Source organism: Acidaminococcus fermentans (assembly GCF_009696675.1).
Classification (GTDB): domain Bacteria; phylum Bacillota; class Negativicutes; order Acidaminococcales; family Acidaminococcaceae; genus Acidaminococcus.
Map to the genome: position 1 here is coordinate 174,206 of NZ_VULN01000002.1, position 24,344 is coordinate 198,549.

Consider the following 24,344-nt stretch of genomic DNA (forward strand, 5'->3'; position numbering starts at 1 on the left):
ATGGAACTGATCATCGACAACTACGACAGCTTTACCTACAATCTGTATCAATATATGGGCACCCTGAACCCGGACATCCAGGTGATCCGGAACGATGCCATTACGGTGGAAGGGATCCGGAAGCTCCAGCCGGACCACCTGATCCTGTCTCCCGGGCCCGGCCGGCCCTGCGATGCAGGGGTCTGCGAACCGGCTCTCCGGGAACTGAAAGGGGAATTCCCCATCCTGGGGGTGTGCCTGGGCCATCAGGCCATCGGAGAAGTGTTCGGAGGCACCGTTACCTACGCCCGGCAGCTGATGCACGGGAAGCAGTCCACGGTGACCCTGGACCGGACTTCCCCCCTGTTCAAGGGCCTGCCGGAACAGATCCTGGTGGGGCGGTACCATTCCCTGGCCATCGACCCGGATAACCTGCCGGAAGTCCTGAAGGCAACGGCCACTACGGAAGACGGGGAAGTGATGGCGGTGGAACATCGGGACTATCCCATTTACGGACTCCAGTTCCATCCGGAATCCATCCTGACCCCGGAAGGCATGACCATCATCCGGAATTTCCTGGATCTGAAAATCACCAAGCAGCAAGCAGGAGGCATAGATCATGATTAAAGAAGCCATCATCAAACTGGTCAACAAAGGAGACCTGACCTACAACGAAGCCAAGGAAGTGATGCTGGAGATCATGGGAGGCAAGACCACTCCCACCCAGAATGCAGCGTTCCTGGCGGCTCTTTCCACCAAAAGCGCCAAGGCGGAAACCATCGACGAAATCACCGGCTGTGCGGAAGCCATGCGGTCCCTGGCCACTCCCGTCCCCCATCCCGGGATGGAAGTGATGGAAATCGTGGGCACCGGCGGGGACGGAGCCCATTCCTTCAACATTTCCACCACCTCCGCCATGGTACTGGCCGCCGGCGGGGTGAAGGTGGCCAAACACGGGAACCGGGCCGCTTCTTCCCTGTGCGGCACCGCGGACTGTCTGGAAGCCCTGGGGGTGAACATCCAGCAGGATCCGGCCCTGGCTCTGAAAATGCTGGAGGAGACCAACTTCTGCTTCCTGTTTGCCCAGAAATACCATGCAGCCATGAAGTATGTGGGGCCCATCCGGAAGGAACTGGGGTTCCGGACCGTGTTCAATATCCTGGGGCCCCTTACCAACCCGGCCAAACCGGAAATGTTCCTCCTGGGGGTCTATGACGGCTACCTGGTGGAACCTTTGGCCAAGGTGCTGTGTTCCCTGGGGGTGAAACGGGGCCTGGTGGCCTACGGCCAGGAAAAACTGGACGAAATCTCTCCCAACGGGCCCACCACCATCTGTGAGCTCCGGGACGGGTACTACCGGTCTTCGGTGATCCGGCCGGAAGATTTCGGTCTGGTTCCCGGGAAGAAAGAAGACCTGGTGGGAGGGACCCCGGAAGAAAATGCCCGGATCACCCGGGACATCCTCTCCGGGAAGCTCCAGGGCACCAAACGGAATGCGGTGCTCATGAATGCCGGGGCCGGCCTGTTCGTGGCCGGGAAGGCGGACACCATCGCTGACGGGGTGAAACTGGCGGCGGAACTCATTGACAGCGGCAAGGCCCTGGCCGCCCTAGAAAAAGTCATCAAAGTCAGCAACGAATAAACGGAAGGTGCGGAACATGATCCTGGATACCCTGGCAGAAGCCACCCGGCAGCGGGTGGAAAAACAGAAAAAGGAAAAAGACTTCTACACCCTCCGGCGGGAAGCGGAAGCCCTGCCCCGGGACCGGGAGGGCTGCTTCCGGGAAGCCCTGGGGAGACCGGGCCTCAACTTCATTACGGAAGTGAAGAAGGCCTCTCCGTCCAAAGGGCTCATCGCTCCTGACTTTCCCTATGTGGCCATTGCCCGGCAGTATGAAGCCCTGGGGGCTGCCGCCATTTCCGTGCTGACGGAAACGGACTACTTCCTGGGCAGCGACCGGTATCTCCGGGAAATCCGACAGGCGGTGGGAACGCCCCTCCTGCGGAAGGACTTCACCCTGGATGACTACATGGTGTGCCAGGCCAAGACCCTGGGGGCCGATGCCATCCTGCTGATCGCCGCCATCCTCAGCGACAGCCAGCTCCAGGAATACCGGCTGCTGGCGGAAAGCCTGGGCATGGACGCCCTGGTGGAAGCCCATGATGAAGAGGAAGTGGAACGGGCCCTCCGGAGCGGCGCCCGGGTCATCGGAGTGAACAACCGGAACCTGAAGGACTTTACCGTGGACATCGGCAACAGCCTCCGGCTCCGGTCCCTGGTACCGGAAACCATTCCCTTTGTGGCGGAAAGCGGCATCAAAAGCCGGCAGCAGACCGCCCAACTGGAACAGGCCGGGGTCAACGGAGTGCTCATCGGGGAAACCCTCATGCGGAGCCCGGATATGAAAGCCGCCCTGGCAGAACTGCGGGGTGAGGTCCTGTGACGAAAATCAAGCTGTGCGGGATCCGGCGGCCAGAGGATGTGGCCATGGTGAACCGGGCCCAGCCGGATTATGCCGGGTTCATCTTCGCCCCCGGCAGGCGGCAGGTAACGGCGGAACAGGCAGAAAACCTCCGCCGGCAGCTGGACCCGGCCATTGCCGCCGTAGGCGTCTTCGTAAAGGCTCCTGTGGAAGAAGCGGCGGCCCTGGCCAACCGGGGCACCATCCAGCTGATCCAGCTCCATGGAGAAGAAGACGAAGCCTATGTGAAGGCCCTCCGAGAACGGACAACGGCTCCCATCATCCGGGTGATACGGGTACGGGGACCGGAAAGCCTCCGGGACCTGGACCGGTATGACTGCGATTATTTCCTGCTGGATACCTATTCCGGCAGCCAGTTCGGAGGGCTGGGGAAAACCTTCGACCACAGTCTGCTCCGGCAGGCCCGGTTCCCCAGACCCTTTTTCCTGGCCGGGGGACTGGATGCAGACAATGTGGCGGCGGCCATTGCTGGGTGCAGCCCCTTCGGGGTGGATACCAGCAGCGGCATCGAAACTGCCGGAACGAAAGATGAAAACAAAATCCGCGCTTTTGTGAGCGCTGTAAGAAAAGAGGAAGAATCATGAGCAATGGAAGATTTGGCAGACACGGCGGCCAATATGTATCGGAAACCCTGATGAACGCAGTGCTGCAGCTGGACGAAGCCTACAACCGGTTCAAGGATGATCCGGAATTCCTTCAGGAACTGCGGACTCTGTACCATGACTATGCCAACCGGCCCAGCCTGCTGTACTATGCGGAAAAGATGACCAGGGATCTGGGGGGCGCCAAAATCTATCTGAAACGGGAAGACCTGAACCACACCGGGGCTCACAAGATCAACAACGCCCTGGGCCAGTGCCTCTTGGCCAAGAAAATGGGCAAGAAACGGGTCATCGCCGAAACCGGCGCCGGCCAGCACGGGGTGGCCACCGCTACTGTGGCGGCTCTCATGGGCCTGGAATGTGAAGTGTACATGGGCAAGGAGGACACCATCCGCCAGGCCCTGAACGTGTACCGGATGGAACTTCTGGGGGCCAAAGTGGTGCCAGTGACCACCGGCACTGGCACCCTGAAGGACGCGGTCAGCGAGGCCATGCGGGATTGGTGCACCAATGTGGAAAACACCTTCTATGTGCTGGGATCCTGCATGGGGCCCCATCCCTATCCCACCATCGTCCGTGATTTCCAGAAAATCATCGGGGAAGAAGTGAAAGCCCAGATGCTGGAGAAGGAAGGCCGGCTGCCCGATGTGGTCATGGCCTGCGTAGGGGGCGGCAGCAATGCCATCGGCTTGTTCTACGATTTCATCCCGGACAAAAACGTCCAGCTGATCGGGGTGGAAGCCGCCGGCCGGGGAGTGAACACCGCGGAAACCGCCGCCACCATCGCCCGGGGGAAACCGGGGATCTTCCACGGGATGGAATCCTATTTCCTCCAGGATGAAGACGGGCAGATCGCCCCGGTGTACTCCATTTCCGCCGGTCTGGATTATCCGGGGATCGGGCCGGAACACGCCAACCTGTACGATACGGGCCGTGCCCAGTACGTGCCCATCACCGACGACGAATCGGTGGAAGCGTTTGAATATCTGTCCCGGACGGAAGGCATCATTCCGGCCATTGAAAGTGCCCATGCGGTGGCCTATGCCATGAAACTGGCACCCACCCTGCCCAAGGACAAGATCATCGTGGTGAACCTGTCCGGCCGGGGGGACAAAGACGTGGCAGCCATTGCCAGATACAAGGGGGTAGACCTGCATGACTAGGATAACTGACGCATTCAAGAAACAGGGGAAGCTGTTCATTCCCTTCATTACCGCAGGGGATCCGGACCTGGACACTACGGAAAAACTGATTTATGCCATGGAAGAGGCAGGAGCCGGGCTCATTGAAATCGGCATCCCCTTCTCCGATCCCACTGCCGAAGGGCCGGTGATCCTGGAAGCGGACACCCGGGCCCTGGCTGCAGGGACCAGGATCAAGGCCATTTTCGCCATGCTGGCCCGGGTCCGGGAAAAGACCCGGATCCCCATGGTGTTCCTCACCTATGTGAACCCCATCTTCACCTACGGCCGGGAGAAGTTCTTCCAGCAGTGCCGGGATGTGAAAATCGACGGGGTCATCGTCCCGGACGTGCCCTATGAAGAAAAGGACACCATCGCTCCGGAAGCGGAAAAATACGGGGTGGAGATCATTTCCATGATTGCTCCCACCTCCCACCAGCGGATCCAGATGATTGCCAGAGAAGCCCAGGGATATATTTACCTGGTTTCTTCTCTGGGGGTCACCGGGGTGCGGAAATCCATTACCACCAACCTGAAGGAAATCGTGGACAAGATCCGGGAAGTCTCCGACAAACCCATTGCTGTAGGCTTCGGCATCTCCACCCCGGAACAGGCCAAAGAAATGGCAGCCATCAGCGACGGAGCCATCGTAGGCAGCGCCATCGTGAAACTCTGCGCCCAGTACGGTAAAGACGCCGTGGAACCGGTGAAGGCGTACGTAAAGGAAATGGCAGAGGCAGTGGAAGAGGCGAAGTGAAACAAGGCTGTTGCTTCTCCGCCAGCTGCGGCCCGTGACCAGGGGGTGTGAATTCTTTCACACCCCCTTTTTCTGATGCATCCATTTCTTTTTTACGGTATAATAGAAATGAAAGAAGGAATGATCATAAATTGTAACGTTTAAAGGAGAACCATCATGCTGGGAAAATATAAAGCGGTGATTGCGGGAATCGGGGTCCTTTTGGCGGCGGTGGCGGGATTTTTCCTGCTGGGGCCGGGAAAGAAGCCGGACCCGGGCCAGGTGGCCCAGATCCAGGGGAAACGGAACATCCTGGTGATGGGAGTGGACAGGCGGAGCGGCGATACCGGCCGGTCTGACACCCTTTTTGTGACCATGCTGGACACTTCCCGGAACCAGGCAGCTCTTTTGTCCATCCCCCGGGATACCCTGGTCTCCATTCCCGGCCACGGCTGGGACAAGGTGAACCATGCCTATGCCTACGGAGGCCATGAACTGAGCCGGAAGACTGTGGAAAACTTCCTGGGGATCCCCATCAGCAACTATGTACTGGTGGATTTCCAGGGGTTCATCAAGCTGGTGGATGCCATTGGCGGGGTGGACATCGATGTGGAAAAGTCCATGCAGTATACGGACCCTTATGACGGGGAAAACGGCCTGGTGATCAATCTCCAGCCCGGGAAGCAGCATATGGACGGGACCACCGCCATCCAGTACGTCCGGTACCGGGACGAGGAAGGGGACATCGGCCGGGTGGCCCGGCAGCAGAAGTTCATGAAGGCGGTGTTCGCCAAGCTCCGGTCCGCCAGCCTCCTGACCCGGGCCCCGGAAATCGCCCATACTCTGTACCAGAGCATCGATACGGATCTGTCGGCAGGGGACCTGGCATCTCTTTTGGTGACCTTTGCCAAGAACGTGTCCGGCACCTCCCAGCTGGAAACCGCCATGGTCCAGGGAAGCCCCGCCTATATTGATGACATCAGCTACTGGATCCCCAACATGACGGCCCTGCGCCAGCAGGTGGCCCAGCTCCAGGGGGTCCAGCCAGGGGAAGGGTACCGGATGGCGGCCCAGGCAGCCAAGAAGAAGTATGACGAACTGCTGGGCACCAACAGTGCCGCCGGCAGCGGGGAGAAACGGACTCTCCAGGTGCAGAACCAGGAACTGAAGAAAGCCGTGGAAAAAGCCCGGAAAATGGACAAAGAAAAAGCGGCCCTGCCTGTGGGAGACAGCAGCGGTACCGGCAAGGGCAGCACGGCGCCCAATCTGCCGCCCCCGCCGCCCCAGAAAACCCTCCGGGCCTCCCTGGTCAACTGCAGCGGCAATCCTCAGTACGGAGTGGAAGCGGCCAATGACGCCCGGAACGCCGGGTTTGCCATTGTGAGCATCACCAACGGCAGCCCCATGGACCGGACCCAGGTGCTGATCAATGCCGGCAGCAGCGCCGCCGAAGAGCGCACAGGAGCCCTGCCTTTCGACTTCCAGCTGATCCAGGGAGCCGTAAGCCCCAGCAGCGGGGATGTGGTGATTTATGTAGGACGGGATTATGGGAAGTAGGGGGGTGAATGAATTCACCCCGGTCGCGGACCGCGACTTATAGCTCGCGACTCGCGACCAAAAGTGGTTGTTGCCTACGCAACAGCCACTTTTTTACTCTACCAACATTATATGAATTAACCAACAAATAAAATAACTATGAAAAAACTGAAAATATTCTTGCATATTGTATACAAGAGTGCTATAATGCAACTGTAAGTTGAATTTGCCCCTCATTTGGCCCTTGTTTTCAAGGGCTTTTTTTTTTTTATGGCGTTTTGCCCGTCAGCGGTCAATGATCAGCGGCCGGATGATAAAATTTGCAGGCAAATTCTATGAATGTGTAAATTGGACCCGTAGGGGCTCCACGCCGGGGAGCCCGCTTTTGCATCGTTGGTTCGTGCATTCGGCGGGGCGCCGGGCCTGCGCCCCCTACGGTCTGACCTATTTTAAGATTAATTTGTTAAAATTGATTTCCTTCGGCTGTCAACCCTGTAGGGAAGTCATTGACAAAACAACATTACAGGCCTAAAATGAAAAACATCACGAATGTATACAAAATGCGGGACTGTCCCGCAGAGCAGGAAAGTAGGATGGTAGAACATGCATATCGATATCCACACCCGTTTCATTACCCTGTTGGGAGATCCCCTGACCCAATCCTTTGCGGCCCGGATGCAGAACAGAGGGTATGAGGCGGCAGGGCTGAACCTGGTGTATTTCTACACGGTGACCGGGAACGAACACCTGGGTGAAATCATCCAGGGACTGCGGCACATGCCCTTTGCCGGGTTTGCCGTCACCAAGCCCAACAAGGTGAAAGTCCTGGAATACCTGGACGAACTGGATCCCCTGTGTGCCAAAATGGGGTCCAGCAATACGGTGGTGAAACTGCCGGATGGACGGCTGAAAGGGTACAACACCGACGGGGTGGGCTTTTACCGGGCCCTGGAGGAAGCCGGGGTGCCCGTCAGCGGAAAGACCTTCTTCTGTTTCGGCAGCGGAGGAGCCGGCCGGGCCATTTGTTCGGCCCTGGCTTACCATGGAGCCGGCCGGATCCTGATTACGGATCTGGTGGAAGAAAGCGCCCGGAGCCTGGTGGCGGACATCAACAAAAACTTCGCACCTGTGGCGGAATTCGTGGCTTATGGAGATTTTTCCCGGGTCAAAGAAGCCAATGCCGTCATCAATGCCAGCGGGGTGGGCATGGGGAAAACCGCAGGCCGGACCCCTCTGCCTCCGGAATACATCCGGCCCGGCCAGTTTTACTTCGACGCCTGTTACAATCCGGCCCGGACCCGGTTCCTGGAAAATGCGGAAAAAGCCGGGTGCCCGGTGCTGAACGGGCTCACCATGAGTCTCTACCAGGGAACGGCCCAGGTGGAACTGTGGTCAGGGAAGAAGGCTCCGGTGGAAGCCATGGGTCAGGAACTGGAGAAAATCCTGGCAGAAAAAAAGCAGCAGGAGTAGGGCTTCTGCTGCAAAGTAGCAAAGTAGAATGGAGAGAAACAAAATGGAAAATGTGAAGGAAAGCAGCAAGGCAGTACAACGCAACTCTGTAAACGCTCTGATCCACTGGCTGGATCTGCACCTGGAAGAGACCTTCCTGGTGGTGATGCTGGTTCTCATTGCCGGCATCACTATGCTCCAGGTCATTGTCCGGAAAATCCCGGGCATGGCGTCTCTCACCTGGGCAGAAGAACTGTGCCGGTTTTTGTGGATCTGGAGCGTTTTTCTGTCCCTGCCCTATACCATCCGGATGGACAGTATGCTCCGGGTGGGGGTGCTGAAGGACATGCTCCCGGAAACTCTCCGGAAGGTGCTGAATCTGGTGGTGGACGGGATCACCCTGGGCTGCATGGGGGTCCTGGGCCTTTATGCGGTGGAAGTGGTGTCAGTAATTGCTGAAAGCCACGAGATTTCCCCGGCTATGCAGTGGTCCATGGCCTTTGTGTACAGCTTCATGGTCCTGGGGTTCTTCCTGGGAGTGGTCCGGTCCGTCCAGATGCTCTGGATCCATGTCCAGCATCTCCAGGAAAAGGAACTGTCCACCCTGGAACAGACTCTCCAGGATGCGGCTGACGAAGCGGCCCTGGCCCGGGAAGGGGATGACTGAATGTCCGCGGTACTGATTTTTTCCGTCTTTCTCCTGGCCATTGCTCTGTCCCTGCCTATCGGCATCAGCATGATCCTGGGGGCCACCGCTCCCATTGCCCTGTTCCATCAGGGAGGCACCATGGGCCAGGTGCTGAACAATGCCTTTTCCGGGGCCAATTCCACCCCCATCCTGGCAGTGCCCCTGTTCATCCTGGGGGGTGTGATCATGGCCAAAGGCGGGATTTCCCGGAAACTGTTCAACTTCTTCGCCTTTTTTGCCGGCCGGATCCCCGGGGGTCTGCCCTGTGCAGTGATCCTCACCTGCCTGTTCTACGGGGCCATTTCCGGCTCCGGTCCGGCCACCACGGCGGCAGTGGGAGCCATGTGCGTACCCTTCCTGACGGAACTGGGCTATGACAAGACCTGGAGTGCCGGTCTGGTGGCCGTGGCCGGGGGCCTGGGAGTTATCATTCCGCCTTCCATCCCCTTTGTGCTCTATTCCCTGGCCACCGGGGTTTCTACCGGGAAACTGTTCCTGGCGGGAATCATCCCCGGCTTCCTGGTGGGCCTGGCTCTGATGGTCTATGCGGTGATCCACTGTCTCCGGAACGGGGAGGACAAGAACAAAGTCCGGGAACGGATGGAAGAACTGTCCAGGATGGGTTTCCTCCAGCTGTTCCGGGACAGCGCCTGGGCCCTGCTGTGCCCGGTGATTGTCCTGGGAGGCATTTACACCGGGTTCACCACCCCTACGGAAGCGGCGGCGGTGTCCGTGTTCTATGCGTTGCTGGTGTCTCTTTTTGTCTATAAGACCATGACCTTCGGGGATATCCTGCCCATGCTCCGGGAATCGGTCCGGACCTATGGGGGGCTGGCCTTCGTGCTGGCCTTTGCCACCGCTTTCGGACGGGTCCTGTCCATGACCCGGGCTACCAAAGCGGTGGAAAGCTTCATCCTGGGGAACTTCACCTCCGGGGTGGCGGTCCTCACGGTACTGGTGCTGATTTTCCTGGCCCTGGGCATGGTGATGGACACGGGACCGGCCATCATCATCCTGGTACCGGTGCTGCTGCCGGCCTGTAAAAAGCTGGGAGTGGATCCCATCCATCTGGGGGTGGTGCTGGTGTGCTGCCTGTCCATCGGCCTGGCCACTCCGCCTTTCGGCCTGGACCTGTTTGTGGCCGGGAACATTGCAGAACAGCAGCCCATGAGCGTGGCCCGGAAATCCGTTCCGTTCATCTGTGCTTTTCTGGCGGCTCTGGTGGGCATCACCTACATTCCGGCGCTTTCCACCTTCCTGCCGGCATTGTGGTAAGAAAGGACGGAACAACCATGGATAGAATATGGAAGAAACTGGCCGCAGCCTGCCTGGGGATGGTGCTCCTTTTGGGAACCGCCGCCTGCGGCAGCCAGCCGGCGGCCGAAAACAAAGAGAAGGAAGCCGGGCCCTATGCCGGTCTGCCCAAAGTGGTGCTGGTGGGAGGGGATTCCTCCGGCAAAGGCTCCGTGGGCCAGCGGTTCGGGGAACTGGTGGCCCAAAAGGTGGGCAAGAAGACCGGGGGACAGCTGACCATCGACTACCACCCCAATGCGGAACTGGGCGGGGATGAAGACCTGCTCCGGCAGCTCCGGGCCAACGACATCCAGCTGGTGGTGGGCCAGATGGCTCCGGTGACGGCTTTTGTGCCGGAGGGAGCGGTGTTCGACCTGCCCATGGTCTTTGCTCCCTATGACGGGAAAACCATCGACCGGGTACTCAACGGGGACGGGTCCTTCCGGCAGAAACTGGCGGCGGCCTATGACCGGGCGGGGCTCCACTATATGGGTACCCTCCAGAACGGTACCTACCGGCTGATGACCTCCAACCGGCCGGTGAAAAGGGTGGAGGATTTCCAGGGGCTGAAGATCCGCACCATGAGCAACCGGAACCATATGGCCTTCTGGTCCGCCCTGGGAGCCAATCCCACGCCCCTGGCCTGGCCGGAGCTGTATTTTTCCCTCCAGAGCGGCATTGTGGATGCGGAAGAAAATGCGGCGGACAGCATCCTTTCCGCCAATTTCAACGAAGTCCAGAAATACGTGGCGGAAACCAATGTGATCCTGTACGCCAACGAAATGGTCCTGAACAAAAAAGCCTGGGAGAATCTTCCCAAGGCATACCAAAAGGCTCTGGAAGACGCGGTCCGGGAAGCCCGGGAAGAACTGGCACCTACCCTGATCCAGGTGGACCGGGACTGCAAGGAAAAACTCCAGAAAAAAGGCATGACCCTGGTGGCCTATCCTCCGGAATTCTACCAAGCAGTCCGGAACCAGCCCGCCGTCCAGGAACTGTACAAGAAAATAGACGCCCAGACCGGAGGACTGGGAACGGTGATGAGGGAAGAGCTGGAAAAGTAAGAACGGGGCTGCTGCAGCGCAGCAGCCCCGTCAACGGTCCGCTGACCGTTGACCATTGACCGCTGACAAAAAAGAACTGTGAAAAAATGATTCCTCATTTTTTCACAGTTCCTTTTTTCATACCCGCTGAATCACCTGGGCCAACAGGTCCGCCGGGAGCTGGCCGGGGGCGGAGGCGGCTCCGGCGGTGCCGAAAGTGACTGCGGAACCGAACCGGCCTCCTCCGATCCGGGTAATGGCCCCCATGGGCCCCATGGCCATGGTGATCACCGGAGTCCTGGGATGGCCTTCCTTCATTTCCAGGGTGGCGGCCAGAAGGGTCAGCACATCTTCTTCCTTCTGGGGCATCACCGCGTATTTGGCCAGGTCGCAGCCCAGGTCCTGCATGGTGCACAGGGTCCGGACCAGGGTTTCCCGGGAGGGAGTCTTCTGGAAATCATGGCAGGATCCCACCACCTTGATCCCGGCCCTGTGGGCCCGGTTTACCAGATGTTCCATCACATCTTTTCCCCGGGACAGCTCCACATCCACCAGGTCCATGGCTCCGCTGTCCATCGCTTCTTCCAGCAGCCGCACATAGTCTTCCGTGGAAATCTCCAGCTGGCCTCCTTCTACCGTGGTGCGGATGGTGAACAGCAGGGGCAGGTGGGGGATCCGCTGCCGGAACAGGGCCAGGGGAGCCTGCCAGCTTCCCGGTTCCCGGATGGAGGCGTAGCAGTCTCCCCGCCACTCCGCCAGGTCGCAGGGAGCTTCCGCCAGGGAATCCAGGGCTTCTTCCAGCCCGGACAGGGTAGGGGCCGTGAGAGGGATGGCGATTTTCGGCTGCCCTTCGCCGATTGCCAGATTTTTCACAAGTACAGGTTGGGCCATGATGATTCGCTCCTTTTTTCGTCTTTGCTCCAGTATACGGCAGCGGCTGGAAAAGTGTCAATGAAGGCTCTATTCTGTGGACAGGAAGGCCGTTCTTTCAGTCTCTTCTCCAGCCCTGTTTTTCCGCACTGTCAAACTATACAAAAGTTCGAAAAATTCGCTTTTCTATGCTATAATTTTTTTGTACAACCGCAGCCAACAGCTGCACCGGCAAAAATGCGACTGCAGAAAGAAGGAATGTGAAATGTCCGATCAACCCAAGAAACAGAGAAAGATGCTCAGCTCCTATTCCATCGTGTTCCTGTTCCTGATCTTTACCGCCATCCTTACCTGGTTCGTGCCCCAGTCGGTGGTGGTCAATGATCACGGAACCAAGAAGATCATCTACGACGCCATTATGGTCAAAGGGAAAGTGGTCGCAGGCCAGGGACTCCAGCCCATGGGACTGTGGGACATCATCATGGCACCGGCCAAGGGCTTTGTAAAGGCGGCCCAGCTGTGCTTTGCCCTGCTGATGGCCGGGGCCTTCCTCCACCTGCTGAACTATGTGGGAGCCATGCGGGCCGGGATCGGCTGGCTGCTGAAACGGTTCACCGGCAAGACCCTGATCGTGGTACTCACCTTTTTCTCCGCCCTGTTCGGTGCCGTCTACGGCCTGTGGGAAGAAATCCCCGCCTACTCCATGGCGGTGGTGCCCCTGTTCGTCCTGGCCGGCTATGATGTGGTCACCGGGATCGGGGTCCTGACCGTAGGGGCCACCGCAGGCAATATGGCCAGCGTGGTGAATCCTTTTTCCATTGGCGCAGCCGTAGGGGCCATCGGCAACGAAAGCCTGTCCCTGGGCAGCGGCATCGTCCTCCGGCTGGTGCTCTTTGCGGTGCTGTATCTGGTGGCCCTGGCCTATGTGCTCCAGTATGCGGCCCGGGTGAAGAAAGATCCCTCCAAATCCATTGTAGCCGGGCTGCCGGTGAACACCATGGTGGAGGAAAAACAGGAAGAAGTGGAAATCACCACCCGGCAGGCCCTGTCCATCGGGCTCCTGGTGCTGATCGTCATTGCCATGATCTGCGGCTATGTGCCCTGGGATTCCATCAAGTTCGCCGACGGGACCACTGCCAAGACCCTGGTGAACCTGCCCTTTACTTCCCTGGCCAAGGTACCGGTACTGGGGAACCTGCTGGGGGCGGAACACTACACTCAGTTCGGGGACTGGTACTTTGAAGAATTTTCCTTCGTGTTCCTGGCCGGAGCTCTGCTCCTGGGGATCATCAACAAGATCCCGGAAGCCACCTTTATCAAAGAATTCATCGCCGGGGCCCGGGACCTGCTCAGTGTGGTCCTGGTGCTGGCCATTGCCAACGGGATTTCCGTGATCATGGGGAGCAAGACTGCCGGCATGTCCGTCACCTTCGTGTACTGGATCCAGAGCGCCCTCCAGGGTGTGCCCTCCTGGGCCTTCTCCCTGGCGGTCATCGCGTCCTATGTGGCCATCGGTTTCTTCATGCAGTCCACCAGCGGGGTGGCCGGAATCACCATGCCCATCCTGGGGGCTGTGGCCTATGCCCTTTATGAAACCGCTCCCATCGGACCGGTGGGCGGCCAGGTGCTGCTGATTGCCAGCTTCACCATCGGGCTCAACTTCACCAGTGCCCTGTACCCCAGCGCCACCAACATGGGGACCCTGGAACTGTACAAGGTGCCCTATGACATCTATTTGAAATTCATCCTGAAGGGCGCTCTGCTGCTGCTCATTACCGGGGCCGTGATCGTTTCCGTGGCACCCATGCTGGGCATCCTGTAAGCCCTTGGAATATAAGGAAACTAACAAGCAAAGGAGTCGTAGCGTCATGACTGTACTGGATTCTCTGGAACCCCGCCGGGTGTTCCATTTCTTTGAAGAACTGTCGAAAATCCCCCATGGATCCCGGCACACCAAAGCCGTCAGCAACTGGCTGGCGGATTTTGGCCGGCAGCGGGGGCTGGAAGTCCATCAGGATGCCCTGGACAATGTGATCCTGGTGGGATCGGCTTCCCCCGGCTATGAACAGGCGGCTCCGGTGATCTTCCAGGGCCATATGGATATGGTCTGCGAAAAGGCACCGGACTGCACCAAGGATATGGAAAAAGAAGGCCTGGACCTGGAAGTGTCCGGGGATGAAATCACCGCCCGGGGCACTACCCTGGGAGCCGATGACGGGATTGCCGTGGCCATGGGCCTGGCTCTCCTGGATGATCCCGCCATTCCCCGGCCCCGGCTGGAAGTGGTGTTCACCGTAGATGAGGAAATCGGCATGCTGGGGGCGGAAGCTCTGGATGCCAGCGGTCTCAAAGGCCGCCGGATGATCAATATGGATTCGGAAGAGGAAGGGGTATTTACCGTAGGCTGCGCCGGCGGCGTGGATGTAAACTGCGCCCTGCCCGTCCGCCGGGAGGCCTTTGGAGGCACCTGCCTGGAACTGAAAATCAGCGGTCTGACCGGAGGCCATTCGGGAGCGGAAATCGGCCGGGGACGGGCCAATGCCCACATGCTCCTGGGACGGCTTCTGCTCCATCTGGATCGGGAAGCCCTGTACCGGCTGGTGGAAGTGGAAGGCGGCACCAAGGACAATGCCATTCCCCGGGAAGCCCGGGCTCTTTTGGTGACCCCGGAACCGGACCGGCTCCAGAGGGCGGCGGAAGCTTTCGGAGAGGCGGTCCGGAAGGAATACCATGTGACGGATCCGGAACTCCAGGTGGCTGTGAGACCGGCTGTAACGGAAACCCTGCCCATGGACCGGACTTCCACAGAAAAGGTCCAGTGTCTGCTGACCAGTCTGCCCAATGGCGTCCAGGCCATGAGCCCGGAACTGGCGGGCATGGTCCAGACCTCCCTGAACCTGGGGATCCTGTATACGGAGAGGGACCAGGTCTGTGCAGGTCTCCTGGTCCGGAGCAGCGTGGAAAGTCAGAAAGAAATGGTGGCGGAACGGATCGAAGGACTGTTGCGGCAGCTGGGAGGTCAGGCCTTCCGGGAAGGGGATTACCCGGGCTGGGAATACCGGGCGGATTCTCCACTCCGGGATCTGTTCGTCCAGGTGTACCGGGAACAGTACGGAAAGGACCCTAAAGTGGAAGCCATCCATGCGGGGGTGGAATGCGGCATGTTCGCCGCCAAGCTGCCGGGACTGGACTGCATTTCCCTGGGGCCCACCCTGACGGAGATCCACACCTACCGGGAAACCATGCACATTGCTTCTGTCCAGCGGACCTGGAACCTGCTGCTGGAAGTATTGAAGCGGATGAAATGAGGTGTGCAGCATGAACGATCTGGAACAGCGGACCCAGGCCATCATCGAAGCCTGTGTAAAAGAAAAGGAAACCAATCCCCTGGCCGTTTTCCGCCATGTGGCAGGACAGGATTTCGTCCGGATCCATGGGCCGGAGCACCATGTGCTGGACGGGGCCTGCCTGCTGACGGCCCTCCATAACGCCGGCATGGAATTTGATTTGGAGGAGATGCTCCAGAAGCTCCGCCGGGAAGGGCTCCAGATGCCCGGGGCCATGTGCGGCCACTGGGGAGTCTGCGGGGCCGTGGCATCCGTAGGCGCCGCCCTGGCTCTCCTGGAAGGAACAGGCCCGTTGACCACCGGTTCTTCCTGGGGCAGCCACATGACCTGTACCTCCCGGGCTCTGGCCAATCTGGCAGCCATGGGTGGACCCCGGTGCTGCAAAAGGGACGCCTATACAGCTCTCAAAACCGCCATTCCCTACGTAAAAGAACGGTTCGGGATCACCCTGCCGGAAGAAAACACAGTCTGCGGGTTCTATCCAAAGAACGGGCAGTGTCTGGGGGAGAGGTGTCCGTATAATCCGGGATATAAAAAATAGGGGGGAAGGGATTCACCTGCAATCCAGAAAGAGGTTGTTGCATCTGCAACAGCCTCTTTCTTCTTCCCCCATTCTAGTGTAAAATAGATTAGATATGTGTACGCTAAAGCATTGGAGGAACGTGTATGAAGAAAAAATACTGGCTGGGGTTTTGGGCCGCGGCGGTTTTTTTGCTGTTTTTCATGAATTCATCCCTGCCCCTGACGGACAGTGTGGAAGGGAACTACGCCCTGACGGCCAAGGAAATGGTCCTCAGCGGAGACTGGCTGTCTCCCCAGATCTACGGCCGGTACTGGTATGACAAACCGGTCTTTGCCTACTGGATGATTGCCCTGGGGTTCAAGATCTTCGGGTTCAGCGAATTCGGGGCCCGGTTCTTTCCCTCCCTGTTTGGGCTGGGAGGCCTGTGGCTGACGGTCCAGGCGGGAAAACGGCTGTACCGGGAAGAAGTGGGTTTCCTTAGCGGTGTTTTGCTGCTTATGACCCTGGAATTCTTTACTATTTCCAAAAGTGTCCTGACGGACGGGATGCTGTTCCTGTTCATGGACGGGGCCCTGCTGTGCTTCTTCCTGGGGTACAGCAGCCGGGAAAAGAACTGGTACTACGGGGTGTACATCCTGTCCGTCCTGGCCACCCTGACCAAGGGCCCTATCGGCTTTCTGATGCCCGGGCTCATCATTACCCTGTTCCTGCTGTACCAGAAGGACTGGAAATGCCTGAAGGATGCCAAGCTGGCCACCGGGATCCCGCTGTTCCTTTTGGTGGCTCTGCCCTGGTACATAGCCATGGCCCGGGTCCATCCGGATTTCCTGGGCAGCTTCCTGGGGACCCAGAACGTGCTCCGGGCCACCGTGTCCGAACATCCCCGGGACAATGTGGTCTGGTACTATACGGCGGTGAACCTGCTGAACGCCTATGCCTGGGTGGGTTTTGTCCCCGGCATGCTCTGGAGCCTTCTGCGGAAAAACGGGAAATGGAACTATCCGGCTCCCCGGGAAGCTTTCCTGCTGCTGTGGATCGCCGCCATTTTCGTGTTCTTCCAGTGTATGGCCACCAAATACATCACCTACACCTATCCCCTGCTGCTGCCTCTGTGCGTCCTGACGGCAGATTACATCTGGAAAAAGGGCAGCCGTCTGGATATCCGGGGGATGCTGGCCGGAAACCTGCTGTTCTACGGGGCTCTGACCTACGCCGCCTCCCAGGTGACCAAGCTGGCTCCCGGGGTGTTCCCCAATCCCCAGAACCTGTTTTATTTCATGCTCCTCTACACTCTGTGCATGGCGGTGCTGGCCTTTCACAAGTATAAAGGCAAAACCAGCCAGGAAGTATTTTCCACGGTGGTGCTGCTGACCATCGCTTTCCACTGCTGCAGCCTGGATCTGCTGGCCAAGCCTTTGATGGAGGATGTGACCGGGAAAACGGCGGCCCAGTTCATCAACGCCCTGGTGCCGGAAGACATGCCCATCTACATCCGGGGCGGGGGCTATCCCACTTCCGGAGTGTTCTACACCGGCCGGGAAATGGTGATGCTGGTGCCTGATGAGGAGGCGGATGCCTTCAAACCCCGGAAAGACAGCTGGTCCGCCAAAAACATCATGCCCTGGACCACTTACGGACAAGTCAGGCAGCAGCCGGGAAGGGCCCTGGTACTGGTGGACACCAAGACACGGAAACTGAAGACGAAACTGGAAGAAGACTGGCCCGGGACCTGGAAACGGGTGAAATTGCCCGGCCAGTGGACGGTAATGATCAAGGAAAGGTAGGCAGCCATGGAAGAAGAAAAAATCCGTTCCTATCTGGAACGGCAGGATTTCATCGGATTTCAGGTGCATCAAGAGGAACTGGACCATCCGGAACGGCTCCAGCGGTATTTCCAGCTGCTGGAGACGGTAGGGAGCCAGCCGGCTCTGGCCCGGAAGTTCTGCAGCCGGTGGGGACTTTCCTTTGCTGGGGACTGCGGGGAGGCCCTGTGGGAAAACAAAAAAGCCGTGGCCTTTGTCCGGAAACTGGGGGAGACCTTTCCCTTTCTCTTTTTCCTGGCGGAAAAGGAAGGGGAGACACTGAAGCTGCTGGTGATGCTCACCTGTCAGAGTGACAAATTGGAAGGGGACAACCTGTCCCTGGATCCGGAAAAGTTCAACGGCTTTCTGAAGAACCAGTTGAAGGGGCTGCTGCTCCTCAGCCAGAAAGTGGGGCTGAGCCCGGAAAATGCCCAGGGGCTGATCCAGAATATCTATGAATATTTCGGGCTGTCTGACTGAGTAGTCAAATTCACAAATTATTCATGGGTTTGCCCTTCCTTTGACACAGGTCATGGGTATACTAATAACCGTAACAGGGATTACCCCTCCTTGTTACATCTTCCCCATCAAATCATCATAAACAACTTCCTTTCAAGGAAAAAGCCTTCTGCTTCCCCAGCAGAAGGCTTTTTCCTCTTTTATTTCGTCTGTTCCAGATTCTCCGGTTCTTTGATGACCCCGTGCTTCCGGGCAAACTCCAGGAAGGTACGGATGGTTTCGTTTTCCACAGAGTTTTTCTGCCACAGCATTTCGATTTCATAATACAGAGGGGGATTCAGGGAAATGGGCACCAGTTCCGGTTCCCGTTCCGCCACCGTCCGGTACAGGAAGCCGCCGGCCACGCCGCTGCGGATCAGCTGGATCTTGGTGTACAGCTGGGTGGTGGACCACTGGATCCGGGGGGTGCACCGTTCCTGATGGAACCGCTCCAGGATGGTTTCCCGGAATTTCTGGCTGTTTTCGATTTCTACCAGATCATCCTGGGCCACCTGGGGCAGGGACAGGACCTTTTCCCGGGCATAGGGATGGCTCTGGTTTACACAGTAGACGATTTCGCTGCGTTTCATGGCACGGGCGGCCATGGTATCCTGATCCCCGTCCTGGCCGCTGACAATGGCAATGTCGATCCGGTCATCCTGGAGCGCCTTCCGGAGGGACAGGGAATTCCCGTGATGGAGTTCCAGCCGGATGTCCGGATGGTCCTTGTGGAACAGGGCCAGAAGAGGAATCTCCAGAGCCTCGATCATAGGGGGCAGGCCCACCCGGATGGAGGTGTTCTTTTTCTGGAGACGGGTCATATCATCGGCAATCTGCTTGGCTTTTTGGAGCAGTTCTTCCACTTCCAGAGAAAAATAGGACCCTTCGGTGGTGAGAATCAGCTTTTTGTGGGACCGTTTGAACAGTCTCAGCCCAAATTCTTCTTCCAGTTCTCGGATCGCTGCTGAAACCGCAGGTTGGGATATATGCAGTTCTTCGGCCGCCTTGGTGATGCTGTGCTGCCGGCAGACCTCCTGAAAATAGCGCAGTTGATGTAATTTCATGAATACGTCCTCCCAAACCTGGGGACTTTACCTTGTGAAAAAGTCCCGATTTCTGATTCTTGTCTGAAATATTGTGTCTTGTATACATTATATACAAAAGCAAAAAGAAAAATAATAACAGGTTTTCTTATGTAAAATATAAAAGAAATGTATAAAAATGAAAAAACACGGTGCTGTGGGAAAAACAACGGTGAAAACCAGCAAATCCTGTTATAATAGATACAAAAATCACAGTTTTCTTCTCTGGATTCCAGAGGGGAATTTGCAGGAGGTACCATGCATCCAAATCATTCTTCGCTGGCCCTGTGCGGGCTGTTTACGGCTCTCATGGCAGTGGGGGCCTTTATCCATATCATGATTCCCCTGGGCATCTGGCAGGTGACCATTTCCCTGCAGATTTTCGTGGCGGTGCTGGCCGGACTGTTCCTGGGCCGCCGGCAGGGGTTCCTCAGTGTCCTGGCTTACCTGGTGCTGGGGCTCTGCGGGCTGCCGATTTTCGCCCATGGAGGCGGGGTGGGGTACCTGGCCAAGCCCACCTTCGGGTTCCTGCTGGGGTTCCCCTGTGCAGCCTGGGTCACGGGAGCCCTGGCCGGGGACGCACCTCTCCAGGCCGGCCGGAAACGGCTGGTGGGAGCGGCTCTGGGGGGAGAAATGGCCTACTACTTCTGCGGGCTCCTGTACTATGATGTGATGTTCAATTTCGTCCTGCAGAATACCGGGGGCATCGGCCTGGTCCGGCTGCTGGAAATCTGGTTTCTGAGCACGGTGCTGCCGGACGGGGCCCTTTGTGTACTGGCGGTGCTGGTCTATGGAAAACTGGCCCCCAGGGTAAGGAGATAAGATGAAAAAACTCATTGTAGCCACCCGGGGCAGCCGGCTGGCACTGGCACAGACCCATATTGTATGCGGTCTTCTGAAGGAAGCGGGGGTGGAAACGGAAGTCCGGACCATTACCACCGCAGGGGACCGGGACCGGATCCACGCCCTGGTGAAAATCGGCGGCCGGGGGATTTTTGTCCGGGAAATCGAGCGGGAACTCCTTAGTGGAGAGGCGGATATCGCCGTCCACAGTGCCAAAGATCTGCCCTATCAGCTGGCCCAGGGGCTGGTGATCGCCGGTACCCCCCGGGGGGCGGATCCCCGGGATGCCCTGGTGCTGCTCCGGGATAAGAAACTCCGTGAAGGAAATGTGGTGGGCACCGGCAGTCCCCGGCGGATCCGGGAATTCAGCCGGCAGCGGCCGGACCTGCAGTTCCGGGATATCCGGGGGAATGTGACCACCCGGCTCCACAAGCTGGAACGGGGAGAGTATGATGCCATCGTATTGGCCATGGCAGGCATTGAACGGCTGGAACTGGACATGGGCCGGTTCCAGGTGATCCCCTTTTCTCCGGAGGAAGTGATCCCTGCCGGCTGCCAGGGCATCATCGGAGTGGAATGCCGGACCCAGGACCGGGAGCTGGTCCGGCTCCTCCGGCAGCTCTCTGATCCGGAGACCTGGCGCCGGTTCCGGTGGGAACGGCAGCTGTTCTGCGCTATGAAAGTAGACTGTTCCTGCCCGGTGGGAATCCACTGCCGGCTCCTGCCCGGGGAACGGATGGAACTGATGGCTATGGTGGACGGGAAACGGGCCCGGCGGATGGGAAAGGAAAAGGATGGGCAGGCGCTCTGCCAGTCCCTGAAGGAGGAACTTTATGACCGGCACTGAAAATACAGTGGGAAAAGTGTGGCTGGTGGGAGCCGGCTGCGGACGGGGCCTTCTGACCCAGGAAGGACGCCGGATACTGTCCCGGGCCCAGACCGTGCTCTACGATGCCCTGGTGGCCCCGGAAACCCTTCTGGAAGCCAGTCCGGAAGCGGAACTGCTGCCGGTGGGAAAACGGAGCGGACGGCACAGCGTGGCCCAGGAAGCCATCAATGCACTGCTGATCCGGAAGGCCCGGGAAGGCAAAAGGGTGGTACGGCTGAAAGGGGGGGACAGTTTTGTCTTCGGCCGGGGGGGAGAAGAAGCCCTGGCTCTCCAGAAGGCCGGGATCCCCTGGCAGGTGGTGCCGGGAATCAGCTCGGCCATTGGGGTGCCGGAACATTTCGGCATCCCGGTGACTCATCGGGGACTGGCCCGGTCCTTTACGGTGATCACCGGCCATACCCGGGACGGGGCGGAAGAGGACTGGCAGGTCCTGGCTCATCTGCAGGGTACTCTGGTATTCCTGATGGGTCTGGAACGGGTGGAAACCATTTGCCGCCGGCTGATTCAGGCCGGCAAAAAAGCGGATACGCCGGCCTCCGTCCTTTGCGGAGGATACGGAGAAGGGGAAAAACGCATTGACGGGACCCTGGAGGACCTGCCGGAAAAAGCCCGGCAGCAGGGGGCCTTCCCTCCAGCGGTGATCCTGGTGGGACCGGTTGCCGGCCTGGGACTCTGCCCGGAGGTGCCGGGGAAAAAAGAAAAAATCCTGGTAACCGGCACCCTCTCGTTCTGCCGGGAAGTGGCACGGGAACTGGCTGAGGGCGGCAGGGAAACAGGAGAACTGCCCCTTCTGGCCGCAGAGCCACTTTGGGGGAATATTCCTGAAGACTTCGGACAATGGGACTGGCTGGTATTCACCAGCCGGAACGGGGTCCGGCTCTTTTTCCAGTGGTTCCGGGAAAAGAAAAGAGACTTCCGGCTCCTGGGGCAGGCCCGGTTTGCCTGCATCGGGGAAGGGACCGCCCGGGAACTGGCAGAGCAGGGATTCCAGGCGGATCTGCTTCCGGAATGCTACACGGCAGAAGCGCTGGGAAAGAGTCTGGCTGAAAAAATGGGACCTGGGGAGCGGTGCCTGCTGCTCCGGGCGGAAAACGGGTCCCCGGATCTGGTCCGGGAACTGGAAAAGGCCGGGCGGCCATACAGGGATGCTGCTGTGTACAGAATCTGCCCCCGGGAGGGACAGCCGGAAAAAGGGACCTGCCTGGCTCCGGATGTAATGATCTTCGGCAGTGCCGGAGGGGTCCGGGTCTTTTTCCAGCAGTATACCCTGGCTTCGGAAACCCGGGTCCTGTGCATCGGTCCGGTTACGGCCCGGGCTGCCCGGGAAGCCGGCTGCCTGGAGGTGGAAACAGCCCGGGTCCATTCAGCAGCGGGGATCCGGGCGGCCCTGGAACAGCCGGGAGGGGAATCATGAGCTATTTTCCTTTGATGGTCCAGCTGGAGGATGCTCCGGTGCTCCTGGTGGGAGGAGGCAGGACAGCCTTCCACAAGGCAAAGATCCTGGTGGATTTCGGAGCCCGGGTCCAGGTGGTGGCTCCGGAACTCCTATCGGAATTCCGGGAGCTTCCGGTCCGGTGGGAGAGCCGGACCTTCGAACCGGAAGATCTGGACCGGGGGGACTGGATCCTGACAGTGGCGGCTACCAATCACCGGGAAGTGAACCGGACCGTAAGCCGTCTCTGCCGGGAAAAGCGGATCCCGGTGAATGTGGTGGACGATCCGGAGCTGTGTTCCTTTATCTTTCCGGCCCTGATCCGGGAAGGAGAAGTGGTCTGCGCCGTCAGCAGCGGAGGCCGGAGTCCTTTGGTGGCCCAGTATGTGAAAAAAAAGATCCGACAGGCCCTGCCGGAAGGACTGGGGGCCCTCAATGAAAAAATGGGGAGCTTCCGCCGGCAGCTGAAGGTGGCGGAACCGGATCCCCAGGTCCGGAACCAAAGGCTCCGGGAACGGTTCCGGAAGCTGCTGGAAGAGCTGCACCTCTGACTGCAATAAAAACCTTTCGAAATGGAAAAATATTTTCCAAAAGTACTTGCATTATTTTGAGAGTCTGTTATAATGAAAACCGTAAGAGATAACAAATATCAACAAATAGCAAGTCCTTAAATAAAGGGCTTGACCATTTAGGGGAGGCAATATTATGAAAAAATTCATTTGCAGAGTGTGCGGTTATGTGTATGAAGGGGAAGAAGCTCCGGAAAAGTGCCCTCAGTGCGGCGCTCCCAGAGACAAGTTCGATGAACTGAAGGAAGGCGTGAAGGAATACGCTGATGAACACGTGGTAGGCGTTGCCAAAGGCGTGGATGAACGGGTCCTGGAAGGCCTGCGTCAGCACTTCACCGGGGAATGCTCCGAAGTGGGCATGTACCTGGCCATGAGCCGGGTGGCTGACCGGGAAGGGTATCCGGAAGTGGCAGAAGCCTACAAACGGATCGCTTTCGAAGAAGCGGAACACGCTGCCAAGTTCGCTGAACTGCTGGGCGAAGTGGTTACCGACAGCACCAAGAAGAATCTGGAAATGCGGGCTGCCGCTGAACAGGGTGCCTGCGCCGGCAAGAAAGAAATCGCCACCCTGGCCAAACAGCTGGGCTACGATGCCATCCACGACACCGTTCATGAAATGGCCAAAGACGAAGCCCGTCACGGCCGTGTATTCGACGGACTGCTGGCCCGGTATTTTGCAAAATAAGAAGGTAAGGCAGGGAGAGGTTGCTGCACAAAAGGTGCAGCAACCTCTTTTTCTATGATAAAATAAAAAAAACACAAATGAGGGGGAATCGAAATGCAGGAGGCTTTGAGACGGCGGAATGAACTGCTGGCCCAGGTGGTGATCCGGGGGCTGGCATCCCGGAACATGAAGGGGTATTATGCGGCAACGGTGGAAGAGGCGGTGCAGAAGGCCCTGGAACTGATCCCGGAAGGCAGTGTGGTGAACATGGGCGGCAGCACCACCGTACGGGAAAGCGGTCTGGTGGAGAAACTGAAGGAAGGCAACTGGACCTTCATCGACCGGGACGAATATCCCACCCGGCGGCCGGCCCATCTGAAGGCCTATGATGCGGACTGGTATCTGGCCAGCTGCAACGCCATGACCCGGGACGGAATCCTGGTGAACATCGACGGCAATGGCAACCGGGTCTCCGCCATTTCCTACGGGCCCCACCATGTATTGTTCCTGGTGAGCCTGAACAAGGTGTGCTCCAGTCTGGAAACAGCCCTGGACCGGGCGGAAAACACGGCGGCTGCGGTCTGTGCCCAGAAATTCGACATCCAGACACCCTGTAAGACCACTGGGTTCTGTTCCCACTGCAAGGCGCCGGAAACCCGCTGCTGCCAGATCCTGATCACCCGGTATGCCCGGCATCCGGAACGGGTCCATGTGATCCTGATCAACGACCAGCTGGGTTTCTGACCGGGAAGAAAAGGGAAAGGGAGTTGGCGGACCAACCCTTCCTTTCCCTTTTTTGTGGTATAATGGATTCACTTTGAAACCAGAAGGAGAC

Annotated in this window: 24 protein-coding genes; 22 read left to right on the forward strand and 2 right to left on the reverse strand. The window is 58.4% G+C overall.

Going from position 1 to position 24,344, the window contains the following annotated elements:
- From FX155_RS02065 to FX155_RS02115, 11 genes are all read left to right on the forward strand, one after another.
- On the forward strand, positions 1–606 hold the full coding sequence (locus FX155_RS02065) for an anthranilate synthase component II (protein WP_022487488.1): 606 nt from the start codon (positions 1–3) through the stop codon (positions 604–606).
- Positions 599–1,621: an anthranilate phosphoribosyltransferase gene (gene trpD, locus FX155_RS02070; protein ID WP_022487487.1), complete on the forward strand. Its 1,023-nt coding sequence runs from the start codon at positions 599–601 to the stop codon at positions 1,619–1,621. The genes FX155_RS02065 and trpD overlap by 8 nt, the downstream gene beginning before the upstream one ends.
- A 16-nt stretch (positions 1,622–1,637) precedes the next feature.
- Entirely contained in the window at positions 1,638–2,423 is a 786-nt protein-coding gene (trpC, locus tag FX155_RS02075) for an indole-3-glycerol phosphate synthase TrpC (protein ID WP_022487486.1), read from the forward strand.
- Positions 2,420–3,046, forward strand: a complete 627-nt coding sequence (locus tag FX155_RS02080) for a phosphoribosylanthranilate isomerase (protein ID WP_326831101.1) — start codon at positions 2,420–2,422, stop codon at positions 3,044–3,046. The genes trpC and FX155_RS02080 overlap by 4 nt, the downstream gene beginning before the upstream one ends.
- Positions 3,043–4,227 carry a tryptophan synthase subunit beta gene (gene trpB / locus FX155_RS02085; protein WP_022487484.1) on the forward strand — a complete coding sequence of 395 codons (1,185 nt, stop codon included), beginning with the start codon at positions 3,043–3,045 and terminating at the stop codon, positions 4,225–4,227. Before FX155_RS02080 ends, trpB begins: the two co-directional genes overlap by 4 nt.
- Positions 4,220–5,002, forward strand: coding sequence for a tryptophan synthase subunit alpha (gene trpA / locus FX155_RS02090; RefSeq protein WP_154487657.1), 783 nt, complete (start codon positions 4,220–4,222; stop codon positions 5,000–5,002). Before trpB ends, trpA begins: the two co-directional genes overlap by 8 nt.
- 156 nt (positions 5,003–5,158) lie before the next feature.
- Positions 5,159–6,538: an LCP family protein gene (locus FX155_RS02095; protein ID WP_154487659.1), complete on the forward strand. Its 1,380-nt coding sequence runs from the start codon at positions 5,159–5,161 to the stop codon at positions 6,536–6,538.
- Positions 6,539–7,120: 582 nt separating this feature from the next.
- Entirely contained in the window at positions 7,121–7,987 is an 867-nt protein-coding gene (locus tag FX155_RS02100) for a shikimate dehydrogenase family protein (protein ID WP_022487481.1), read from the forward strand.
- Between the two features lie 43 nt (positions 7,988–8,030).
- Positions 8,031–8,633 (forward strand): TRAP transporter small permease, encoded by a 603-nt coding sequence (locus FX155_RS02105; protein ID WP_229778396.1) that lies wholly within the window; start codon positions 8,031–8,033, stop codon positions 8,631–8,633.
- Entirely contained in the window at positions 8,634–9,929 is a 1,296-nt protein-coding gene (locus FX155_RS02110; protein WP_154487663.1) for a TRAP transporter large permease, read from the forward strand.
- A 17-nt stretch (positions 9,930–9,946) separates the two neighbouring features.
- Positions 9,947–11,011, forward strand: coding sequence for a TRAP transporter substrate-binding protein (locus FX155_RS02115; protein WP_154487665.1), 1,065 nt, complete (start codon positions 9,947–9,949; stop codon positions 11,009–11,011).
- 117 nt (positions 11,012–11,128) lie between these two features.
- Here the strand turns inward: FX155_RS02115 and aroD are convergent, their stop codons facing one another.
- Positions 11,129–11,881 (reverse strand): type I 3-dehydroquinate dehydratase, encoded by a 753-nt coding sequence (aroD, locus tag FX155_RS02120; RefSeq protein ID WP_154487667.1) that lies wholly within the window; start codon positions 11,879–11,881, stop codon positions 11,129–11,131.
- A 244-nt stretch (positions 11,882–12,125) separates the two neighbouring features.
- Here aroD and FX155_RS02125 point away from each other — a divergent pair, with 244 nt between their 5' ends.
- The 5 genes from FX155_RS02125 to FX155_RS02145 all read left to right on the forward strand — a co-directional run bounded on the left by FX155_RS02125 (position 12,126) and on the right by FX155_RS02145 (position 18,012).
- On the forward strand, positions 12,126–13,682 hold the full coding sequence (locus tag FX155_RS02125) for a YfcC family protein (RefSeq protein ID WP_154487669.1): 1,557 nt from the start codon (positions 12,126–12,128) through the stop codon (positions 13,680–13,682).
- A gap of 46 nt (positions 13,683–13,728) precedes the next feature.
- Positions 13,729–15,168, forward strand: coding sequence for an aminoacyl-histidine dipeptidase (locus FX155_RS02130; RefSeq protein WP_154487671.1), 1,440 nt, complete (start codon positions 13,729–13,731; stop codon positions 15,166–15,168).
- 10 nt (positions 15,169–15,178) lie between these two features.
- Positions 15,179–15,748, forward strand: a complete 570-nt coding sequence (locus tag FX155_RS02135) for a DUF5714 domain-containing protein (protein ID WP_022487474.1) — start codon at positions 15,179–15,181, stop codon at positions 15,746–15,748.
- Between the two features lie 125 nt (positions 15,749–15,873).
- Positions 15,874–17,514: an ArnT family glycosyltransferase gene (locus FX155_RS02140; RefSeq protein ID WP_154487673.1), complete on the forward strand. Its 1,641-nt coding sequence runs from the start codon at positions 15,874–15,876 to the stop codon at positions 17,512–17,514.
- Between the two features lie 6 nt (positions 17,515–17,520).
- Positions 17,521–18,012 carry a hypothetical protein gene (locus FX155_RS02145; RefSeq protein WP_154487675.1) on the forward strand — a complete coding sequence of 164 codons (492 nt, stop codon included), beginning with the start codon at positions 17,521–17,523 and terminating at the stop codon, positions 18,010–18,012.
- Positions 18,013–18,191: 179 nt separating this feature from the next.
- Here the strand turns inward: FX155_RS02145 and FX155_RS02150 are convergent, their stop codons facing one another.
- Positions 18,192–19,094: a LysR family transcriptional regulator gene (locus tag FX155_RS02150; protein ID WP_022487471.1), complete on the reverse strand. Its 903-nt coding sequence runs from the start codon at positions 19,092–19,094 to the stop codon at positions 18,192–18,194.
- Between the two features lie 276 nt (positions 19,095–19,370).
- Between FX155_RS02150 and FX155_RS02155 the strand changes: the two genes are divergently transcribed.
- The 6 genes from FX155_RS02155 to FX155_RS02180 all read left to right on the forward strand — a co-directional run bounded on the left by FX155_RS02155 (position 19,371) and on the right by FX155_RS02180 (position 24,253).
- Positions 19,371–19,934 (forward strand): biotin transporter BioY, encoded by a 564-nt coding sequence (locus tag FX155_RS02155; RefSeq protein WP_022487470.1) that lies wholly within the window; start codon positions 19,371–19,373, stop codon positions 19,932–19,934.
- Position 19,935: 1 nt separating this feature from the next.
- Positions 19,936–20,802 carry a hydroxymethylbilane synthase gene (gene hemC, locus FX155_RS02160; RefSeq protein WP_154487676.1) on the forward strand — a complete coding sequence of 289 codons (867 nt, stop codon included), beginning with the start codon at positions 19,936–19,938 and terminating at the stop codon, positions 20,800–20,802.
- The gene (gene cobA / locus FX155_RS11630; RefSeq protein WP_154487677.1) at positions 20,789–22,258 is read left to right on the forward strand and encodes a uroporphyrinogen-III C-methyltransferase; all 1,470 of its coding nucleotides are present in this window, start codon (positions 20,789–20,791) and stop codon (positions 22,256–22,258) included. The genes hemC and cobA overlap by 14 nt, the downstream gene beginning before the upstream one ends.
- Positions 22,255–22,827 carry a precorrin-2 dehydrogenase/sirohydrochlorin ferrochelatase family protein gene (locus FX155_RS02170; protein WP_022487111.1) on the forward strand — a complete coding sequence of 191 codons (573 nt, stop codon included), beginning with the start codon at positions 22,255–22,257 and terminating at the stop codon, positions 22,825–22,827. Before cobA ends, FX155_RS02170 begins: the two co-directional genes overlap by 4 nt.
- Before the next feature lie 154 nt (positions 22,828–22,981).
- The gene (locus FX155_RS02175) at positions 22,982–23,530 is read left to right on the forward strand and encodes an NADH peroxidase (RefSeq protein WP_154487678.1); all 549 of its coding nucleotides are present in this window, start codon (positions 22,982–22,984) and stop codon (positions 23,528–23,530) included.
- A 93-nt stretch (positions 23,531–23,623) separates the two neighbouring features.
- The gene (locus tag FX155_RS02180) at positions 23,624–24,253 is read left to right on the forward strand and encodes a lactate utilization protein (protein WP_022487112.1); all 630 of its coding nucleotides are present in this window, start codon (positions 23,624–23,626) and stop codon (positions 24,251–24,253) included.
- Positions 24,254–24,344 lie beyond the last annotated feature (91 nt).

What these genes read in the sequence shown, in the direction of transcription:
- FX155_RS02155 (WP_022487470.1), top strand. Translation starts at nt 19,371, where the DNA reads ATGCATCCAAATCATTCTTCGCTGGCCCTGTGCGGGCTGTTTACGGCT.
- FX155_RS02110 (WP_154487663.1), top strand. Translation starts at nt 8,634, where the DNA reads ATGTCCGCGGTACTGATTTTTTCCGTCTTTCTCCTGGCCATTGCTCTG.
- FX155_RS02065 (WP_022487488.1), top strand. Translation starts at nt 1, where the DNA reads ATGGAACTGATCATCGACAACTACGACAGCTTTACCTACAATCTGTAT.
- trpA (WP_154487657.1), top strand. Translation starts at nt 4,220, where the DNA reads ATGACTAGGATAACTGACGCATTCAAGAAACAGGGGAAGCTGTTCATT.
- aroD (WP_154487667.1), bottom strand. Translation starts at nt 11,881, where the DNA reads ATGGCCCAACCTGTACTTGTGAAAAATCTGGCAATCGGCGAAGGGCAG.
- FX155_RS02135 (WP_022487474.1), top strand. Translation starts at nt 15,179, where the DNA reads ATGAACGATCTGGAACAGCGGACCCAGGCCATCATCGAAGCCTGTGTA.
- FX155_RS02145 (WP_154487675.1), top strand. Translation starts at nt 17,521, where the DNA reads ATGGAAGAAGAAAAAATCCGTTCCTATCTGGAACGGCAGGATTTCATC.
- hemC (WP_154487676.1), top strand. Translation starts at nt 19,936, where the DNA reads ATGAAAAAACTCATTGTAGCCACCCGGGGCAGCCGGCTGGCACTGGCA.
- FX155_RS02140 (WP_154487673.1), top strand. Translation starts at nt 15,874, where the DNA reads ATGAAGAAAAAATACTGGCTGGGGTTTTGGGCCGCGGCGGTTTTTTTG.
- FX155_RS02095 (WP_154487659.1), top strand. Translation starts at nt 5,159, where the DNA reads ATGCTGGGAAAATATAAAGCGGTGATTGCGGGAATCGGGGTCCTTTTG.
- FX155_RS02170 (WP_022487111.1), top strand. Translation starts at nt 22,255, where the DNA reads ATGAGCTATTTTCCTTTGATGGTCCAGCTGGAGGATGCTCCGGTGCTC.
- trpD (WP_022487487.1), top strand. Translation starts at nt 599, where the DNA reads ATGATTAAAGAAGCCATCATCAAACTGGTCAACAAAGGAGACCTGACC.
- FX155_RS02115 (WP_154487665.1), top strand. Translation starts at nt 9,947, where the DNA reads ATGGATAGAATATGGAAGAAACTGGCCGCAGCCTGCCTGGGGATGGTG.
- FX155_RS02130 (WP_154487671.1), top strand. Translation starts at nt 13,729, where the DNA reads ATGACTGTACTGGATTCTCTGGAACCCCGCCGGGTGTTCCATTTCTTT.
- FX155_RS02180 (WP_022487112.1), top strand. Translation starts at nt 23,624, where the DNA reads ATGCAGGAGGCTTTGAGACGGCGGAATGAACTGCTGGCCCAGGTGGTG.
- cobA (WP_154487677.1), top strand. Translation starts at nt 20,789, where the DNA reads ATGACCGGCACTGAAAATACAGTGGGAAAAGTGTGGCTGGTGGGAGCC.
- trpB (WP_022487484.1), top strand. Translation starts at nt 3,043, where the DNA reads ATGAGCAATGGAAGATTTGGCAGACACGGCGGCCAATATGTATCGGAA.
- trpC (WP_022487486.1), top strand. Translation starts at nt 1,638, where the DNA reads ATGATCCTGGATACCCTGGCAGAAGCCACCCGGCAGCGGGTGGAAAAA.
- FX155_RS02175 (WP_154487678.1), top strand. Translation starts at nt 22,982, where the DNA reads ATGAAAAAATTCATTTGCAGAGTGTGCGGTTATGTGTATGAAGGGGAA.
- FX155_RS02125 (WP_154487669.1), top strand. Translation starts at nt 12,126, where the DNA reads ATGTCCGATCAACCCAAGAAACAGAGAAAGATGCTCAGCTCCTATTCC.
- FX155_RS02150 (WP_022487471.1), bottom strand. Translation starts at nt 19,094, where the DNA reads ATGAAATTACATCAACTGCGCTATTTTCAGGAGGTCTGCCGGCAGCAC.
- FX155_RS02100 (WP_022487481.1), top strand. Translation starts at nt 7,121, where the DNA reads ATGCATATCGATATCCACACCCGTTTCATTACCCTGTTGGGAGATCCC.
- FX155_RS02105 (WP_229778396.1), top strand. Translation starts at nt 8,031, where the DNA reads ATGGAAAATGTGAAGGAAAGCAGCAAGGCAGTACAACGCAACTCTGTA.